Annotated in this window: 16 protein-coding genes and 1 pseudogene; 7 read left to right on the top strand and 10 right to left on the bottom strand. The window is 44.4% G+C overall.

From position 1 onward, the window contains the following. A pseudogene (locus MZO41_RS12840) lies at positions 1-260 on the top strand (IS1182 family transposase); the annotation flags it as partial. 65 nt (positions 261-325) lie between these two features. Here the strand turns inward: MZO41_RS12840 and guaA are convergent. The 4 genes from guaA to helD form a co-directional block, all read right to left on the bottom strand. Further along, positions 326-1,882 carry a glutamine-hydrolyzing GMP synthase gene (gene guaA, locus MZO41_RS12845; protein ID WP_013355290.1) on the bottom strand — a complete coding sequence of 519 codons (1,557 nt, stop codon included), beginning with the start codon at positions 1,880-1,882 and terminating at the stop codon, positions 326-328. Positions 1,883-1,975: 93 nt separating this feature from the next. Further along, on the bottom strand, positions 1,976-2,905 hold the full coding sequence (coaA, locus tag MZO41_RS12850) for a type I pantothenate kinase (protein ID WP_003641152.1): 930 nt from the start codon (positions 2,903-2,905) through the stop codon (positions 1,976-1,978). Positions 2,906-3,073: 168 nt separating this feature from the next. After that, positions 3,074-4,003 carry a nitronate monooxygenase gene (locus MZO41_RS12855; protein WP_003641151.1) on the bottom strand — a complete coding sequence of 310 codons (930 nt, stop codon included), beginning with the start codon at positions 4,001-4,003 and terminating at the stop codon, positions 3,074-3,076. Between the two features lie 294 nt (positions 4,004-4,297). After that, entirely contained in the window at positions 4,298-6,604 is a 2,307-nt protein-coding gene (gene helD, locus MZO41_RS12860) for an RNA polymerase recycling motor HelD (protein ID WP_003644033.1), read from the bottom strand. 204 nt (positions 6,605-6,808) lie between these two features. On the opposite strand from helD, the gene MZO41_RS12865 reads away from it, so the two are divergent. Continuing rightward, positions 6,809-7,480 (top strand): DedA family protein, encoded by a 672-nt coding sequence (locus MZO41_RS12865; protein ID WP_013355289.1) that lies wholly within the window; start codon positions 6,809-6,811, stop codon positions 7,478-7,480. A gap of 50 nt (positions 7,481-7,530) precedes the next feature. On the opposite strand, the gene MZO41_RS12870 is transcribed toward MZO41_RS12865, so the two are convergent. The 3 genes from MZO41_RS12870 to licT are packed head-to-tail and all read right to left on the bottom strand — an operon-like array spanning position 7,531 to position 11,764. Next, the gene (locus tag MZO41_RS12870) at positions 7,531-9,033 is read right to left on the bottom strand and encodes a glycoside hydrolase family 1 protein (protein WP_058906921.1); all 1,503 of its coding nucleotides are present in this window, start codon (positions 9,031-9,033) and stop codon (positions 7,531-7,533) included. A gap of 14 nt (positions 9,034-9,047) precedes the next feature. Further along, positions 9,048-10,910, bottom strand: a complete 1,863-nt coding sequence (locus tag MZO41_RS12875; RefSeq protein WP_252129688.1) for a PTS beta-glucoside transporter subunit IIBCA — start codon at positions 10,908-10,910, stop codon at positions 9,048-9,050. Between the two features lie 11 nt (positions 10,911-10,921). Beyond that, positions 10,922-11,764 carry a BglG family transcription antiterminator LicT gene (gene licT, locus MZO41_RS12880; RefSeq protein WP_013355287.1) on the bottom strand — a complete coding sequence of 281 codons (843 nt, stop codon included), beginning with the start codon at positions 11,762-11,764 and terminating at the stop codon, positions 10,922-10,924. Between the two features lie 273 nt (positions 11,765-12,037). Between licT and MZO41_RS12885 the strand changes: the two genes are divergently transcribed. The 4 genes from MZO41_RS12885 to MZO41_RS12900 all read left to right on the top strand — a co-directional run bounded on the left by MZO41_RS12885 (position 12,038) and on the right by MZO41_RS12900 (position 16,288). Then, positions 12,038-12,991, top strand: coding sequence for a GrpB family protein (locus tag MZO41_RS12885; RefSeq protein WP_022637917.1), 954 nt, complete (start codon positions 12,038-12,040; stop codon positions 12,989-12,991). A 21-nt stretch (positions 12,992-13,012) separates the two neighbouring features. Then, on the top strand, positions 13,013-14,869 hold the full coding sequence (locus MZO41_RS12890) for a cation:proton antiporter family protein (protein ID WP_003641147.1): 1,857 nt from the start codon (positions 13,013-13,015) through the stop codon (positions 14,867-14,869). Positions 14,870-14,939: 70 nt separating this feature from the next. Next, on the top strand, positions 14,940-15,596 hold the full coding sequence (locus tag MZO41_RS12895; protein WP_003641146.1) for a histidine phosphatase family protein: 657 nt from the start codon (positions 14,940-14,942) through the stop codon (positions 15,594-15,596). A 14-nt stretch (positions 15,597-15,610) separates the two neighbouring features. Continuing rightward, positions 15,611-16,288, top strand: a complete 678-nt coding sequence (locus MZO41_RS12900; RefSeq protein WP_013355285.1) for a histidine phosphatase family protein — start codon at positions 15,611-15,613, stop codon at positions 16,286-16,288. 316 nt (positions 16,289-16,604) lie between these two features. Here MZO41_RS12900 and MZO41_RS12905 read toward each other — a convergent pair whose 3' ends face one another. The 3 genes from MZO41_RS12905 to MZO41_RS12915 form a co-directional block, all read right to left on the bottom strand. Then, positions 16,605-16,805 carry a hypothetical protein gene (locus MZO41_RS12905; RefSeq protein WP_003641144.1) on the bottom strand — a complete coding sequence of 67 codons (201 nt, stop codon included), beginning with the start codon at positions 16,803-16,805 and terminating at the stop codon, positions 16,605-16,607. Between the two features lie 305 nt (positions 16,806-17,110). After that, positions 17,111-17,425, bottom strand: coding sequence for a DMT family transporter (locus tag MZO41_RS12910; RefSeq protein WP_003641143.1), 315 nt, complete (start codon positions 17,423-17,425; stop codon positions 17,111-17,113). A 141-nt stretch (positions 17,426-17,566) separates the two neighbouring features. Beyond that, complete coding sequence (locus MZO41_RS12915; RefSeq protein WP_128650887.1) at positions 17,567-18,004, bottom strand: NUDIX hydrolase; 438 nt, start codon at positions 18,002-18,004, stop codon at positions 17,567-17,569. Positions 18,005-18,092: 88 nt separating this feature from the next. Between MZO41_RS12915 and hflX the strand changes: the two genes are divergently transcribed. Continuing rightward, positions 18,093-19,388: a GTPase HflX gene (gene hflX / locus MZO41_RS12920; protein WP_003641141.1), complete on the top strand. Its 1,296-nt coding sequence runs from the start codon at positions 18,093-18,095 to the stop codon at positions 19,386-19,388. Positions 19,389-19,415: the final 27 nt, after the last annotated feature.

A 19,415-nucleotide genomic window follows, 5' to 3' on the forward strand; every position in this document is an offset into this window, starting at 1 on the left:
TGAAGGCTTCTTTACATTTCAATCGATTCTCGGTGCGAGGTTTCGACAAGGTCACCAAGGAAGCCGGAATCGTAATACTGGCGTTAAACATTATGAAACTGGTCACGGTAGGGACCAGCTTTAAAAATCAAAGGCGTAAACAAATGGGACGAGAAACCAAAATTCGGTTTCTCGTCCCATTTACTTATACAGAGGCTAGTTATGTCACAGCCTCTTTTTATCAAATTGTATCTGATTGTATCGTATTTGATTTTTGCTAACCACCGCAAGAATCAGCGTTTATTGCCAATTGGCACTGATAGGAACTGTTGAATTTCAATAAATCCTATTCCCATTCAATTGTCGAAGGTGGCTTACTCGTAACATCGTACACGATGCGGTTAACGTGATCGACTTCATTGACGATCCGCACTGAGATCTTTTGTAAGACATCCCATGGAATACGTGCAAAGTCGGCGGTCATACCGTCGATTGATGTTACGGCCCGAATACCAACGGTGTAATCGTAGGTCCGGCCGTCACCCATGACACCGACTGACTTGATACCTGGTAATACGGTGAAGTATTGCCAGATTTCACGGTCCAAGCCGGCTTTTTTGATTTCATCACGTAAGATAAAGTCACTATCGCGCACGATTTCTAACTTATCTTCCGTAATCTCACCAATAACCCGAATTCCGAGACCAGGGCCGGGGAATGGTTGACGCCAAACAAGGTCAGACGGCATCCCTAGCTTTTCACCGAGTTCCCGTGCTTCGTCCTTAAATAACGTCCGTAGCGGTTCAATCAACTTGAACTGCATGTCTTCTGGCAAACCACCAACATTATGATGTGACTTGATTGTTTGGGCCGTTGAAGTCCCACTTTCAATCACATCGGTGTAGAGGGTCCCCTGTGCGAGGAATTCCATCCCGTTTAACTTCGTGGCTTCTTCATCAAACACTTGGATAAATTCGTTACCAATAATCTTACGTTTCCGTTCAGGATCACTGACACCAGCCAACTTGCTTAAGAAGCGGTCCTTAGCATCAACTTTGATGATGTTCAAGCCGAACTTACCTTCTAGGCTCGCCATAACTTGATCAGCTTCGCCCTTCCGTAACAAACCATGGTCAACGAAAATACTGGTTAATTGCGTGCCAATGGCCTTGTGCAATAACACACCGACGACACTGGAATCAACCCCACCGGAAAGTCCCAGTAAGACCTTTTTGTCGCCAACTTCAGCGCGGATCTTTTCAATCTGCATATCAATGAAATCATCCATTGACCAGTTAGCTTCAGCTTGGCAAACGTCAAATGCAAAGTGCCGTAGAATATCATTACCGTAGTCCGTATTCCGAACTTCAGCATGGAATTGAATCCCATATAACTTCCGGTCAACATCTTGAATTGCCGCAATCGGGCAGTTCTTAGAAGTGGCCACCACGTCAAAACCATCAGGTGCCTGAGTAACCAAGTCACCATGACTCATCCACACTGACTGCTCAGCTGGCATGTTCTTAAATAGGGTCGCCGAGTCACTCGTCACGTCAATGTTCGCCTTGCCGTATTCACGGTTATCAGCTGATTCGACCTTCCCGCCCGCAAGCGTGTAGGTCATCAGTTGCATGCCGTAACAAATCCCCAAGATTGGTAAGCCCAACTTGAAAATCTCCGGGTCAACCCGAAAGGCGCCATCATCGTAAACACTGTTGGGGCCACCAGAAAAGATAATACCTTTCGGGTGACGGGCCTTGATTTCTTCAGCGGTGATCGTGTTCGGAAGTAGTTCCGAATAAACGCCGAAATCACGAATGCGCCGGGTAATCAATTGATTATACTGACTACCGAAATCCAATACCAAAATGGAATCGAAAGACGCGGTATCCGTTTTTGCCAAGTTGTTCACTCCTTTGGATTAATTAATGCTCAATAGGTCTATCATACTGATTTCTAAACGTTCGGTCAACCAGTATGAGAAATTTCTTAGGTGCTAATATTTGCGGAAATACACGGCATCAATCACATGATGCGCAACTTTGTGCAAAATTAAATCCGCACGATTACGGGTTGGCAAGATATAATCATTCAAGTTTTTCAAGTTAACCTCTTCCCAAACACGCTCGGCCATCGCCATTGCGTCCTTCGGATCACCGATCGCCCAAGGATAGAAATAATTCGTCGGATCCTGGAAAGCCGTTTTCATCAGGGCCTTGAAGCGTTCTAAGTACCAATCTTCAATTAAATCGGCATCCGCATCCACATACACTGAGAAGTCCGTAAAATCACTAATGTAGATCGCCTGATTGCTTGGCAATTGCAACACGTTGATTCCTTCAATAATCAAAATATCAGGATGCGTGATCACGTCAAAACGGTTTGGCACAATATCATAAGTCTGATGAGAGTATACCGGGGCCTTCGCTAACGGCTTTCCGCTCTTCACATCGTTCAAGAATTGGATCAGCCGCGTCATATCATAGCTTTCCGGAAACCCTTTGCGTTCCATCAATTGCATCTTTTTGAGCTCGGCATTCGGGTATAAGAAACCATCCGTCGTAATCAATTGCGTCCGCCGGTCTGGATATAAATATTTAAATAGAATCTCTAATAACCGTGCTGTGGTGGTCTTGCCAACTGCCACACTTCCAGACACTCCAATAATAAAGGGTGATTGGCGGTTCTGACGGTGTAAAAAAACGGACTCCGTTTCCCGCCATGACAAGTAGTGTTCATACTTGGCCTGCAACAAATGCGCAAACGGCATATAAATATCACGGACATCGTCGAGACTAATCCGGTCATTAAACGCCTCAATTTCGTGCAAATTGGCTGCGGTCAATGGTACTTGATGCTGATTGTTACGATAAAATTGCTTCCACTGTTCACGTGAGAAGCGATAATAGTTCATCTGATCTTCCATGATTTCTGTCTGCCACCATTACTAAATTAATGGGTTGATTATAACATGAAACCCTTATCAAACGCTGATTAAAATTCAAATTAACCGGATTCCTAATTGGTAGCCAATAACCATTAATAGCTCGATACTAGTTAACGCTGACCTAGTACCGAGCTATGCTACTGTATCTTATTCGATTTTCAGTTGTGCCGCGACCTCACGAGCCTGACCAAACAACGTCGTAATAATTTCCTTGACTGGCCGAATTGTCGTCATCATCCCTGCCACTTCACCGGCCATAGGCGTACCATGTTCCATATCGCCATCTTCAACGGCTTTCGCAAATGAACCGTCCGCTAACGCGTGTAATTCCGCTACCGGCGCGTTAGTTTGCTCCAATTGCAAGTATTGTGCCAACATCGGGTTAACTAGCGCCCGTACCGGATCGCGCTGGCTGCGGCCAGTCACGATTGTATCCGTGTCACTGGCAGCCAATACCCGTTGCTTATAACTAGCTGGAACTGGGCACTCCTCAGCTGTCAGAAAGATCGTACCGCACTGCACACCCTGGGCGCCCAGCGCAAACATCGCCGCAATCGAGCGGCCATCACCGACACCGCCAGCACCAATCACCGGAATATCAACAGCGTCCACGACTTGAGGTAATAATGCCATCGTTGACGTTTGACCGATATGTCCGCCTGATTCTTGACCTTCAGCAACCACCGCATCCGCACCGGCCGCCACCATCTTATGGGCATGGTGAACCGAAGCAATCACTGGAATCACTTTAATACCGGCCGCGTGTAGCGGCGGAATATATGAAGTCGGGTTACCCGCACCAGTCGTCACGACCTTGACCCCCTCATCAATGATGACTTGGGCCAGTTCTGGACAGTTCTTCATCTGTAACATTAAATTGACACCAAACGGCTTATCCGTCAGCTTGCGGGTCGCTTGGATCTCTGCTCGCAACTGTTCGGCAGATAACCCCGCTGAACCTAAAACACCGAGTCCCCCAGCTTCCGAAACCGCCCCGACTAATTCATGGGTCGCAATTCGCATCATGGCACCAGAAAAAATGGGATATTGAATACCTAACATTTCAGTGATTGACATCGTCGTTTCCTCCTCAGGTCACTAACAACCGTTCTAACTAGTTGTTAGTATTTTCACGATATTATGTGCCTAGTCAGTATTAAGGTCATTGTCTCTCACCGACTACTGCACTTGATGAGTTAATTTTAACGCTTATTCCATCGTTATGATAGCGTTTTCTTAGTTATTCCGACACAAGTCCCCAACTGTTCCACTACTGATCATCCTGACGCACCTTAAGATTTCCTTCACAAGTAAAACTAAAAAAAGTACCACTCCAGGTGAATGGAGCGGTACTCACTGTCTTAAACTGACTTAAACTTTTGCTTCATTTAATGTATACAAGGCGTGGTTCACCCGCGCTAGTAACGGTGACAAGCTCCCCACCGCGACTAGCGTTAGCTCGTGCATGGCCCGTGAACAGATTGTATATAATAGTTGCCGTTCATCTTCACGTTGGTAATTTTCCTGATTAGCGTTCCACACGATGACCGCGTCAAACTCCAACCCTTTTGCTAAGAAAGACGGGACTACAATGACACCAGGAGCCAAGCGTTGATTTTCAGTTTGAATCAACGTGACCTGCTCACCACGAGCTTTCAGGGCCTTCGTGAGCGCCTCGCATTCTGCTAAGGATTTCCCGATAATTGCCGTCGTATCACGTTCAGAATCGTTCATCGCTAGCTGATCAACGACTTGATCAACCCCTGCTTCAAAGTTAGGCGTCACAACGACATTTGGCAAGTCGCCCTGACGATCAAAAGCCGTGACGGCTTCACCATTGACTAAAATTTCCTTGGTGAAATCAGTAATCTGTTGCGTTGACCGGTACGATTTAGTCAATTGCACGACCCGCGTCTTTTCAGGGTCAAATAATGTGGCCAATTCATTGATCAGCGAATGGCTGTTTTCCTTGGTAAAAATCGCCTGGTTCAAGTCACCGAGCATTGTGAAGCGGGCTTGAGGGAAGCTAAACTTCAGGAACGCTAGCTGAAAGGCGTTGTAATCTTGAATCTCATCCAAGAAGACAAACCGGATGTCACGCTGCCCGTGCTTTCCGGTCATTAAGTCATGCAGGTACATGTAAGCTGAGACCGTTGTTAACGAGATATGACGTTCCTTAATCTCGGCTAGTTTCCGTTCAACCGTAGCATCCCAGTCAGCAGCTGAGATACCGTGATCAGCCAACTTGATGATCTTCGGTACTTCGCGTAAGAAATGCGCGTACTGCATGTTGATGCTCAAGAAACGGTTACGCACGATTTGCGTCCGGGCTTTTCCTAAGCGTTGCATCACAATTTTACGTGCTAAGAATTTAAACTCTTTATCGCCATTCTTAAATTCCCGCGGCTGATTGCCATATAATTGATTGATCTCTTCGCGTGATAAGTCTTGAACCGCTTCTTCGACCCACTTGGAACGCATCTCCGATTCAACCTTGCGATTCAAAATCTTGATTAATTCTTCCTTAGTTGCTGATAACCGGTTCGCTAAGTGGTAGTTTTCGTTGAAAGAGTAGTAAATCGATTTAATCTTTTCCCGGGAAATAATCACTTCATCGTTCAACGTAATGTTACGGAAACGCATGTCCGCTTGTTCCAAATGTCGGCCATACGTGGTAACCGCGTTGAAGAATGCAAGGCTACCTTCCAACTTCGTAACCTTTGCCATCTGCGGTGTATTTTCAGTTTCAAACCGCTGCTGTAAAGTTTCAACTTGCATGTGTGGTAACCGGTACGATGCGTATTGGAAATAAGTCATCTGAACCATGTTTTGTTCACCCAGTTCGGGCAATACTTGGTTAATATAATCATTAAAGAGTTGATTTGGTGAGAACAAGATGACTTGTCCGGCCGTCAAATTACCCCGGTAACGATACAACAAGTATGCGACCCGTTGTAAAACGGACGAGGTCTTCCCGGAACCGGCCGCCCCCTGCACAAACAGGAGGTCAGAACTCGTATCCCGAATAATGGTATTTTGTTCCTTTTGAATCGTCGTCACGATACTCTTCATCTTCACATCGGACTTTTCATCCAACACTTCTAGTAGCATCGAGTCACCAACGGCTTCATCAGTATCGTAGACTGTCACGATCTGGCCATTCTCAACCATCAACTGCCGCTTCAACTTCACATTAACGGTCTGTTCACCATCCGGAGTCTGGTACGTCACGTGCCCTAACCCACCGTCATAATAAATACTGGAAATAGGCGCTCGCCAGTCGTAGATCAAAAAGTGATCTGGCGTGTCAGAAAATGAACTGAGTCCGATATAAATCGTCTCAGGCTTAGGCTCGCCAGTCTCATGAAAATCGATCCGCGCAAAATAAGCATTCTTTTCCAACTTTTTTAACGTCGATAATTGCTTAGTCGCGTGCTTCCAACTATTCTGCCGCTCATCCATCATCTGTTGTTGCTGCCGCACGGATAATCCGGTCTCCATCATGCCTTCGTAACTATCCGTTTTTATATTGATGTTATTCAGCAAGTCACGTTTAATATCGGCCTGATCTTTTTCCGAGCGCGTAATGGTTTGGCTTTGTTGCTCTTCAGCCACCTTAATTTTCGCAACCACATGATCTAAGTGTTCCTGTTCTGCAGCTTTAATTGACTTAGCCATTGAACGCCCTCCATTCCTAAATATCGAACAATAATTTTATCACTATCGGCGCCCCGACTCAATTAATAACCCATGGCAGACGCCAGTTTTTGATTTTTTATGTAAATTTGTTTGAACATTGGTCTATCAAAGTTACGATTGTGTTAAACTGAAAGAAATGTAATCGGTTACATCTGTTTTTCAACCCGCAGACGCTTATAATAAATGCAACTTAAATTGGAGGTGGCGCCGTTGGTCAATTTAATAACCATTTTAACCCACTTAGAACAAAGTATCGTCCCACTATTAACCACACTTGATAGTTGGTCTTACATCTTATTATTCGCCGTTATCTTTCTTGAAACGGGCATGGTCGTTTTCCCATTTCTTCCCGGCGAATCATTGATCTTTCTCGCCAGCACGATGGCTGCAACTCACAGCGACGCCCTCAGTATTCAGATTCTGGTGCCAGTATTCTTTGTGGCTGCTGTAATTGGCGACACTGTCAATTTCGAAATTGGCCGCCACCTGATTCGCTTACCGTGGTTGCAACGCCACCTCCCCCAATCCAAGCAACAACGCGCACAACAATTTTTTGCTAAGTATGGCGCGAAAGCTGTCATGTTTGGCCGCTTTGTTCCACTCGTGCGGACCTTTGTCCCGCTGAGTGCCGGGGCCGCTAAAATGCCACAACCGACCTTCGCTATCTGGAACTTAGTTGGCGTTGGTATCTGGGTCAGTGTCGGCTGTTCACTCGGTTACTTCTTTGGCTCGATCAGTTTCGTACAAAGCCACCTCTCGCTCTGTTTTCTAGGAATTACGGCCGCCGCGCTCATTCCAGCCACAGTGGTTGCGCTGATTAAGACCTGGCGACAACAGCGGATTTCTTATAAATAGAATTAGTAAAAAAAGGCCGCAAATTAAATTGCGCCCTTTTTTTATTAGGCTCATTGAACGACTATACTATTTTCATCTAAAAAAATTGCTGGAATTTGATTCTTATAGCTTAGTAATTCTTGATACCAGAAATAACTGTCCTTTAAATATCGATTATATGAGCCATCACCATTATCATCTAAGTCAACATAGATTAAACCATACCGCTTTGACATTTGGTTTGACGACGCAGATATCATATCGGTGGTTCCCCACATACAGTACCCCATTAAGTCCACACCATCATTCGCAATGGCTATTAACATCTGCCGAATGTGCTGGCGCAAGTAACTGATTCGATATATGTCATGAACACGAAGATCACTGCTCAACTCATCCACAGCACCTAGGCCATTTTCGACAATGAATAACGGCTTTTGGTAGCGATCGAACAAATCGATTAAAGATAGTCTCAATCCAACTGGATCAATCTGCCACCCCCACTCACTCTCAGGCAAGTACCGATTATAAACGCCAACGGTTCGATTAGCCTTGGTCACCCGCAGGCCTTCCACATTACTAGCCGTGCAAATTGAGGAGTAGTAACTAAAGGCCACAAAATCGGCCGTATTCTCACGTAGTACTTCCTGATCACCCTCCTGAAATTCAATCGTAATATGTGCTTTTTTCAGCTTAGTTAACAAGAATTCAGGGTATTCTCCACGCACTTGAATATCGCTAAATGCATACACCTCACGCATCGTTTGCGTTGCTGCAAGCACATTATTGGGATCACTATTATATGGATAAACCATCGTTCTAGTAATCATGCTACCAACTTGCATCTGTGGATAGTGACGATGACAATACTTGACAACCTGTGCCGCTGCCACAAACTGATGATGCATTGCTTGATAAATAACCGTTTTAAAATCATGACTAGCAAAACGATCTGCGACTAATCCAGCTGATGAGAATGGGTGCCTAATAATACTGTCAATTTCATTAATCGGAATCCAGTACTTGACATAATCATGTAAATAATCAATGACGGTTCGCGCATAACGCCCAAAAAAGTCTGCCACTCGTCGATCATACCAAGCATCATAATTTAGCACTAAGTTTAACGGCATTTCGTAGTGGGATAGCGTCACCACTGGTGTAATTTGGTACTTTGCCAATTCTTTAACTAGTGACAGGTAGAAGTCTAACCCCGCTTGATTAGGACACTTATCGTCACCATTTGGAAAAATACGGGCCCAACTTATCGAGAATCGATAGGTATTGATTCCTGTATCTGCCAACTGTTTAATATCTTCTCGATAATGATGATAAAAATCCACACCATGCCGTTTTGCCCAACCTTTAGTCGATTCATCATTTAAGGCGTTTTCAATTTCAGCACTATCCATTTGGTTCACCGCTTGATAGTCACTACTATCAATTTGCGGCCGATAACGCAGGCAATCTGCAATAGACATGCCTTTACCGTCCTCGTTCCATGCGCCTTCTACTTGATTAGCAGCAGTTGCTACGCCCCACATAAAGTTAGGACTCGTTTTGTAAACATCCATCAATCCTACCTCACTTACGCTAACATTAATAAATTATTATCTGCGGTTACAGATTCGTTCGATTCTGGTACTGGTAGGACCTCTAAAAAGTCCTTTGTATTTAACACAATAATCATAACCGTTGGATCATATCCAGCCTGTTTTATCTTGTCTAAATCAAACCGTAATAACTCTTGACCTGCGTGAAAGCGCTCACCCTTTTTTACTAATGTTTCAAAATATTGACCTTTTAATTCAACAGTATCAATTCCCACATGAATCAACAAATCAGCATCATTATCTAAATGAAGGCCAATCGCATGGCTGGTATCAAAGACAGCTGATGCAACACCATCCGTGGGGGCAATCACGACACCCTCAGTTGGGATGACAGCAATCCCTTTGCCCATAACGCCACTTGCAAACGTTTCATCATTAACTTCATTCAACATCCGAGCTTCCCCAACAACGGGGCTATTAATCGAATGTTTAGTCGTCACCACTTTGTTCGCCTGCGCCTGCTTTTGTTTCATAACTTCCTCGCTGACAGGATCTTCGAAGCCAATCAACCAAGTTGCGATAAATGTTGCCACACTAGCAATAACAATGGTAGCGACTGCCAATACGACGTAGTTTTCTGTCTTAGATACCCACATTGGTAAGCTGAGTAGTCCAGGAGTGACATAAATAAATGCTTTCATTTTCATAAATCCGGCAAACAAACCGGCAACTGCCCCACCAATCATGGCACCGTACATCGGCTTCTTTAACTTCAGATTCACACCAAACATGGCTGGTTCGGTAATACCACCAAGATATGCTGTCACAGTGGATGAAAGTGCTAAGGCTCTCAACTGCTTATTTTTGGTTTTCAAACCGACTGCTAATGATGCGGCAGCTTGTGACATGTTCGAACACAAAGCCACAACCCGAATTATTGGATCAAATCCCTGTGTCGCAACTAATTGGATACTAATTGGACTGAGCGCTTTATGAATACCAATAGAAACTAACCATGGATATGCGGCAGCAAGTAGCGGAATTGCGATAAAGCCGGCGTTATCATACAAGAACATGCTTATACTTGCAATTCCCATTGAAATCAAATTGGCAATTGGTCCAAGAACAATAAAAGTCAGTGGTGCAGTAATCAACATGATAAGCATCGGCTCTGCAAAGACTTTAATCATGCCTGGCGTAATCTTCTTTACAAACTTTTCAATATAAGACATTAACCATACGGATAAAACAGCTGTAATCAAGGTTGAAGAATAAGAAACCAATTGGATAGGAACACCTATGAAACTAACAGGCTTCCCAGCCGCTACCATTGCAACCCAATTTGGATTAACAGTGACCAATCCCATAAATGCCCCTAGAAATTGGTTTGTCTTAAAAATCTTAGCAGCGGAAAATCCAATAAATGCTGGCATAAAGAAATAGCCAGTATCAAAAATCAAATTTAACATCTGATAAGTTTGACTTTTTTCAGTTAATAATCCAGACAGTGTCAGAATGAGCAACAATACTTTCCCCATCCCAGCACCAGCAAGCAATGGAATCGCAGGTGCAATTGAGCCAGTAATCGTACTAATTATTTTGTCGAAAATACTCCGCTTATCCTTAGACTGATTATGATCTACATTTTCATCCAGCTGTAACATATCAGAAAGTTCATTATAAACATCCTCAACATTATTTCCGATAACTAATTGGTACTGTCCCGCTTTTTTGACAACTTGTAAAATTCCTGGAATCGACCGTACCAAATCATCATCTGCCTTGGCCTCATCCTTCAGCACGAATCTCAGCCTTGTTGCACAGTGTACAACTGACTCAATATTACTTTTACCCCCGACACCATTAATAATCTGGTCGTTCATTTCTTTATATGTCATTATTCTGCCCCCTAATTTGCATCCGCAATTCTTGCGATATGAATCGTCATGTACAGTAAATCTTCATTGTTAAGCGTATAGTGATAGGTCTTCTGAACAAAGTCTTTCACTTTTAATGCACATTCATAAGCCGCTACCTTTTTCCCCTTGATGATTGCCAGCATTTCATCACTCAGGTCACCAATCGTGTGCTTTTTATCATTTTCCATCATGTATTGCCAAAAGAATTTTAAATGCGTAACGAAGCGATTATAATCGAGCGAATCGCGATCAATTTCAACTGATAATTGATAGGTCACAATACTTGTAATCTTCTTAATGAAATTAATAATTTCATGAAATTCATCCAATTGCTCACCTAATTCGCCGCTAATGATATGAATCGCAATGAATCCAGCTTCATCATCCGGTAGGGTAACATCACAGGTACCGTTGATTAGTTGAATCGCCCATTGTCCAATCTGATATTCTTTTGGATAATAACTGCGAATTTCCCATAAGAATTGATTAGTCAACATTAAACCAGATTTAATTCGATCAACACTAGACGAAATATGATCAGTTAGCGCAATATACACACTATCTGTCAGCTCGATATTTTCATCAGACTCTGCTTTATCAACAATCTGTTTAGCGATTTGAAAATACTGGATTGGAATTTCGTTAACCATGTCCAAAATCAGCTTCCGATCACCTCGACTAATGGGGGTAAACATTTTGTATACCTTACTTTCGTCAACGGTATCATTGAAATGTTTTCCATATGCGATTGCTTTTCCAATAACAATCATTTCTTGATGATCATCATTATGGGTTATAAACGCATTATTATTAAGCACCTTTTTGATTCGCATCATTCTCATCTCCATTCAACTTGAAAATTCCCATAAAAAAAGCCCACTTAGCCTGTCGACTAAGCGGGTTTTGTGTAGCTCCTGAACACTGCTATTACAATCCCAGTTAATTACTATTAATGTATAAATCAATGATAGCGTTTTCTCAGCCGTGTGTCAACTGCCGTTCAACTTAAATATTATCGTTCTAATTTCTTGAAAGGCATGTCTTTCCTTTTCAAAACCACTCAAAAAGTGTATCCTTTCAATGACTTATTCGAGTGGAGGGATTCTATGCAACCAATTCAATTAACTGCCTATCAATCTGACTGGCAAAAGCAAGCAATCGAGTATCAAACCTTGTTACGCCAGCAATTACAGGCGAATCTATTAAAAAGTAGTCACGTGGGTAGTACGGCCATGCCCCAATTATTAGCGCGTCCAACAATTGACTTGGCGTTGCTTGTTAAAGATCAGGCGGCTGCCGTAGCTACGTTACACGCACGACCGGTCGCTGGAACAACGCATACTTACGCAACGCAATTAGCTGCTAACGACATCCACGTGATCATTACAACTGATGAACAGCATTATCAGCAATTGCTCACTTTCCGGGATTATCTCAATGCGCACCGGACAGACGGCCGCAAGTATACTGCCATTCGCGAAAAAGGTGTGCGCAATGGACAAGCCGATCTCGCAGCCTACCTACAAACGAAAGCAGCATTCATGGCAAGCATCAATGACAAGGCCCAAGACTGGTTAGCCACTAAGGATCAGCATGAACACCACGACCGGACCGTCCGTGCAGAACTCGTCAACATGTGCCTTATCACCAATCCAGCGACCGGCGATGTCCTGGTTGAAAATAAGATTGACGCACAGTGGTCGGGGTTAACTTTTCCTGGCGGCCATGTTGATCGCGGTGAATCACAAGTAACCGCGATGAAGCGTGAAGTATTAGAAGAAACCGGCTTGCACGTCGATCAATTAAAATTAGTTGGCACCGTAACGTGGGTCGAAAATGCGGACGGCGACGTGTCGCTTGGTACCTTATACACCACTAGTCACTATCACGGTGATTTGCTAGCCGGCTCATACGAGGGGGCCATTAGTTGGCAACCATTGAGCCAACTGACGCCTGACAAATTAGCCCCTGGTGTCGACCAAATCCTGAAAGTTTTCACCGATGCACATGCTAGCGAAGCTTTCTGGGGCTTTGATGATGATCAGCTCCGTGTGTACTAAAACGAATCGAGGTATTTATTCATGGATCAAGTTTCCTTAGTCATTATTTTATTAGCCGCATTATTAATTCCGCTTATCATGGCTAAATTCAAAATCAACAGTTTGCCAACGGCCGTCATGGAAATCATTGTCGGTATCGTAATTGGCCCCAGCGTGTTTAACTTTGTGAACACCTCTGACCTTATCTCACAACTCTCAACGATTGGCGTCATCGTCCTGCTGTTCTTAAGTGGACTTGAAATTGACTTTAGCCTATTTAAGAAGCGGCGCACGGCGTTAACACCTTTAGAACAAAAAAACGCGGTCAACACACCGAAATATTCGCCAGTTCGACTTTCGGTGTACGCCTACAGCACAATTATTGTTCTATCGCTGTTACTCGCCGCTGCTTTTAAAGTCAGCGGCCTCTTCAGTGATTTCTGGCTTGCCGCGATTTTATTTGGCACGATTTCACTTGGTATTGTAATTGCAGCTTTAAAAGAACAGGAATTGCTTAGTAAGGCTTTCGGACAAACGATTCTGCTCATCTCGGTCTTTGGTGAACTTGTACCGATGATGGGACTGACGCTCTATGCATCCGTCTACGGCAGTAACTCACAAAGTCTCTGGTTACTATTACTCATTTTAGCCGTTGCCGCACTATTACTCTTACGGTTCAAACCATTCTTCCGCTTCTATCAAAATATTAACAAATCGACGACACAACTAGATATTCGGTTAGCCTTCTTCTTGATTGTAACGATGGTCACGGTGGCCGAATCTGTCGGTGCTGAAAACATCCTGGGCGCTTTTGTGGCCGGAATCGTCTTGAAACTCTTGAACCCTAGTGAAACGACCCGCGAACGCTTGGATGCTATTGGTTACGGCTTCTTCATCCCGATTTTCTTCATTACGACTGGCGTCGATTTGAACTTACGGACCTTATTAACAAGTGGCAAAACCTTACTATTAATTCCACTATTTTTCTTAGCATACATGGTTGCCAAGATTGGCGGCTACTGGGTCCTAAAGTTACGGTTCAAGCAAGCCAATGCTTTAGCCGGTACCGCGCTGACTGCAACGACAATGACAATGGTATTAGCCGTTCTTCGAGTTGCCAAGTCAATGAAGACAATTACTAGTGACCAGTCCGGCGCTTTCTTACTCGCAGCGCTACTCACTTGTGTCATCTCACCCCTGATTTTTAACAAGTTTTATTCAGCTGAAAAAGAAGACCTGGTCAAAACAGCGGTCCACTTTATCGGCGCTAACTTAAGCACCGTACCCGTTGCACAACAGCTACGAAAAGGCTGGTACGACGTGTCAATGTACACGAATCATCCTGAGAATTATCAAACCTACCACGCGCAAGTGCCAGTGACCTTAATGGAAAACTTCACAGCCCAGGACTTACAGGATCACGGCGTCTTTGACACGGATATTTTGGTACTCGGCCATATTGATGCCGAACGTAACTACGAGCTTGCTAAAGCCGCCAAAGCATACGGTGTACGGCGGATCATCGTTCGGTTTGAAGACCGCAATGTGCTCAACGAACATGAAGATGAACTCCGAGAGCTAGGCGTCGAAGTCTACAATACACCAGAGGCCAACATTACTTTACTGCGCGCCTTAATTGAATCACCGTCAACCTTGCTATTGCTCAATGATACTGAAAACAGCATCTACGAAGTCCGGGTCCTCAACCATCTCTATACTGATGTTCAAATTAAGAACTTACAGTTTGCTCAGGATATTACCATTAGTCAAGTCATCCGTAATCGGAAACTGATCGCGCCCAATGGAAATACGACGATTATGTACGGTGACCGCTTAATCTTTACCGGGAATAAGCAAACGGCCGCTCAGATTCGACAAGCCTTAGCAACTGCTAATTAATCGCAGTGCATTTTATGGTAAACTAAACACATTATGGCTTAGTTTTGAACACCAAGTAGAGGAGTAAATAATGGCAACTTTTTCCGTTTACATGATTCGTCATGGTCAAACTTACTTTAACAAGTACCGCCGAATGCAGGGCTGGTGTGATTCCCCCCTCACAGCTGTCGGCGAACAGGACGCTCGCAATGCAGGTAAAATGCTCAACGGTATTGATTTCGATGCCGTTTACGCCAGTGACATGACGCGGGCAATGCGCACCGCAGAATTAATTCTTCCTGCCAGTGGCAATACCGATTTGACGGTTCAACCAATGGCCGCCTTCCGTGAAGCCTTTTATGGCTATTTTGAAGGTGATGACACGTCGCAGACCTGGTTCATGGTTGGTGCGCCCCATCAAGCACCTAGTTTGTCCGCAATTATTGAACAATACGGCATCGAAAAAGCCAAAGATTTCTGTAAAGAAGCTGACCCGTTCCATCGCGCCGAAAATAACGCCGAATTCTGGCAACGGGTCAATGGCGGTCTCGATACGTTACGTGCTCACCATCACGACGGGGACAAAGTTTTGGTCGTCAGCCACGGCAATACGATTTACAGTATTGCTGCTCGTTTTGCCGCACTGACCTCACCAGCACGGCCCCAAAATGGGAGCGTCACGAAATTCACAATTAGCGACAACGATGTGACGTTAGACTACTTTGGCCGCAAAGACCATCTCGACTAAATAAGGAGAAACACATGGCTCAATTTTCAATTTACTTTGTTCGACACGGACAGACTTTTTTCAACTTATATAATCGCATGCAAGGCTGGTCTGACTCGCCGTTAACTGAATACGGACAAGCCACCGCAACCAAGGTCGGTCAAGCACTAGCGAACACGGCTTTTGACTACTACTACAGCAGTGATTCTAAGCGGGCAATCGACACCGCTCAGCTCATTCGACAAGCGGCGGGTGCTACCGCCCAGCCCTTTAAAACACTGATGAACTTTCGGGAAGTTTTCTATGGTTATTTCGAAGGTGACGATTCAAGTCGGACTTGGTCACTAGTTGGCCGCCAATACGGGGTCACCAGCATGCACGAACTTCTTGAACACGTGCCTATCGATCAGACTCGCGACCTGATGCGTGAAATCGACCCTTGGCATGAAGCTGAAGACAACTCGATGTACTGGGAACGGATCAACCAGGGCTTTGACTACTTGAAAGCTCACCACGATCACCATCAAAAAGTCCTCGTGGTTACCCACGGCACGACAATCCGCAGTATGGTCGCACATTTTGCTCCTGAAATCGACATCACGAACGGCCCCAAAAACGGGAGCGTCACTCGCATCGACATCGATGACGATCAAATTCGCGTCGTCGATTATGCGCAAGACTTAGCTGACGTGAAAGTCAATCAACACTTATAATTTTGCTCATCAAACAAAACGCTCGCAACCACTGACTGGTCGCGAGCGTTTTTATATTGGCTCTGAAATAACTGTTGTTGGTAATTAACTAAATACGTGATTACTGGCGACAGATATCTTTATTTGTATTTTAATCATGGGCTATTGAACAATTCGAATTGAAAAAGGTGCTCGCCATTGTTTGACTAAGCACCCGTAGCACTATTCGCAACATCAATTGACAGAGAACCAACTCGGCTATCTTATCAATGATGTCCTTAAACTTTGCTGGTTAAAGACGTGTTTGAAGAATTCAGGTATGCTACCCCAATTCAAACTATTTTTTCAAAAAAGCAAGCACGTTCTTCTTAGACGGTTTCATGCTTCCTGCTAAGAACGCAATTACGACTGCCACAACAGCAAACAAAAGTTCCCAGACTGACCAATTAAAAACTACCGTTAAAGCTAACATAATAGCAGCTGCAATTATCAAGACGCCATCTCTGGGGCCTAAATTCAGATACGGATACATCATCATCAGACGTCACTTCTTTCACTATTTGTTGTACTCAACCAAGACTATACACAGAATTACTGACGAAATTAAGAAACCCCTCCGAGAGGTAGTGCGTTGACCGGGTGTAACAAGAAAATTTTGTAAAGTCTTGGCAACAGTGCGTCTATCTCAGGTCGGAAGAAGTCTAAGAATAACCCAAATATTCATTTAACTTCTAAAGTTATTATAACACCGCTTTCATGCTTGTGGTCATTCTTTTATAAAAATATTGAAAAGCTGTTGGGGCTTCACTGATGAATCACAAACCCACTAACACCCCCCCAATCCTAACTCGTGACTTTGATACCAATAATGCCAATGACCAGCATTGCAATGAAGATCCACGTGATGGGTGCAATTGTATCTTTGAAGAAAACCAGGCCAACAATTATCGCACCGACCGCACCGATACCGGTCCAAATTGGATATGCAATACTCAACGGTAAGTGTTTGGTTGCTAATGCTAAGAAGCCAAAACTCAAGACCATGCCAACTACTGTGGCCGCAGCATAGCCAAAGTGACTGAACCCATTACTTAATTTCATCATCGTAGCCCATACCACTTCAAATAATCCAGCAATAATTAAATAAATCCACGTCATTATCAATTCCTCCTCAAAATAAAAAGGACAACGTCCACCCAACTTCCACAATGACCTAAGGAAGTTGGGTTAACGTTGTCCGGTGACAATTCATCTTAATATTTCAGTCCACTATAGCAAACCTCATCTGCATGGTCAAGCTTACTCACCGCAAAGCATCCACTTTGTCAGTGGGGTCAACGGTGTCGGCAAAGCATCTAAAGCAAAGAAAGCCGCAGTACTCATCTCATCGGTGGCTTGAATCAATTCACCACCCGTTGTATTGGCGCGATATAACGTGGTGACACTGTCAATAATGTCCCCGTTAGGATACTGATAGTGCATCTTGGGCCCACTATAGACATCGATCAGCGTTAACTCACCCACCGTCAGCCCAGTCTCTTCTTTCAATTCCCGTCGCGCCGTTTGCTGGACCGTCTCTCCCGGTTCAGTCGATCCAGCTGGCAAGCCCCAACAGTGGTTATCGGTTCGATAAATCAAGACAATTTTGCCAATCGAATTTTGGGCCATTAAAGCCGCACCGGCCACTACTAGCGGTTGGTGACCAACTTGCCGCCGCAAATCAAGCACATAACCCATTTTTGATTCCTCCCTAATACCCGAAGTCGTAATATTTTGATTAGACATGTTATACTTAATGCAATCATAACACGTTAGGAGTGAGTGTATGTCTGAAACCAACGCTCAAAAAGTACAAGAAGTCATCATTGCCGGCATGTCTAAAACGGTCGCCAATTACGACTACGCCATGTCCGAGCTAGAAGCGCTCGTTGCAGCCAATAATATGCACGCGGCCCTGCGAATTGACCAAGGATTGGAAAAACCCAACCCGGCCACCTTCTTCGGCAAAGGTAAAGTTGTCGAAATCAAAGAAGTCGCAGCCGCCAACGATTTGCACATTATGGTCATCAACGCGGATCTGACCCCTAGTCAGGTGCGTAACTTAGAGGAACAAACGGACATTCAGATCATCGACCGTACTGGTCTGATCTTAGAAATTTTTGGTAACCGTGCGCGGAGCAAGGAAGCCAAATTGCAAGTTAAGATTGCCCAATTACAATACCAACTTCCCCGATTACGAACGAGTATCTCCAATCGCCTTGACCAGCAGGCTGGGGCCGCTGCTGGTGGTGGCGGGGGCTTTACCAACCGTGGTGCTGGTGAAACGCAACTGGAATTAAATCGCCGGACAATTCAAGACCGGATCAGTCACGCGAAGCACGAACTTAAGGAACTCAATAAAGACGAAGTAGTGCGACGTTCACAACGCGATAAAGCCGGGCTCCCCAACGTCGCGTTAGTCGGTTATACCAACGCTGGTAAATCAACGACTATGAATGGTTTAGTGAAACTGTTCGGTAAGGGTGAAGATAAGCAAGTCTTCGAAAAAGACATGCTTTTCGCAACGTTAGATACAAGTATTCGTCAGTTAACCTTCCCTGACAATAAGCAGTTACTGCTCAGTGATACAGTCGGGTTTGTCAGCGACTTGCCGCATAACTTGATCAACGCCTTCCGTTCAACGCTAGCCGAAGCTGCCAATGCTGACTTACTCATTCAAGTCATCGACTACGCCGATCCCCATTACAAGGAAATGATGGCGACCACTGAAAAGACGCTCAAAGAAATCGGTGTGCACGATGTTCCTATGATTTATGCCTTCAATAAAGCTGATTTAACCGAAGCCGACTACCCGAACCAGCAAGATGATCAACTCATCTATACGGCGCGTGATGAGGCCTCACTACAAGCTTTGACCAGTATGATCAAAGCCAAAGTCTTTAAGAATTACGTGACAACAACGTTATTAATCCCGTTCAATGATGGTGAAGTAGTGGCTTACTTAAATGACCACGCCAACATTCTCAAAACGGATTACTTAGCTGATGGCACCCAATTAACAGTCGAACTCAACACTGTCGATGCCCAACGTTATGAAAAATACGTGGTGACACCTGCTTAAATGACTCATTCAAAAAGATGGCTCTAG

Origin of the sequence: Lactiplantibacillus sp. C232 (assembly GCF_023806725.1) — a bacterium.
Taxonomy (GTDB): Bacteria; Bacillota; Bacilli; order Lactobacillales; family Lactobacillaceae; genus Lactiplantibacillus; species Lactiplantibacillus plantarum.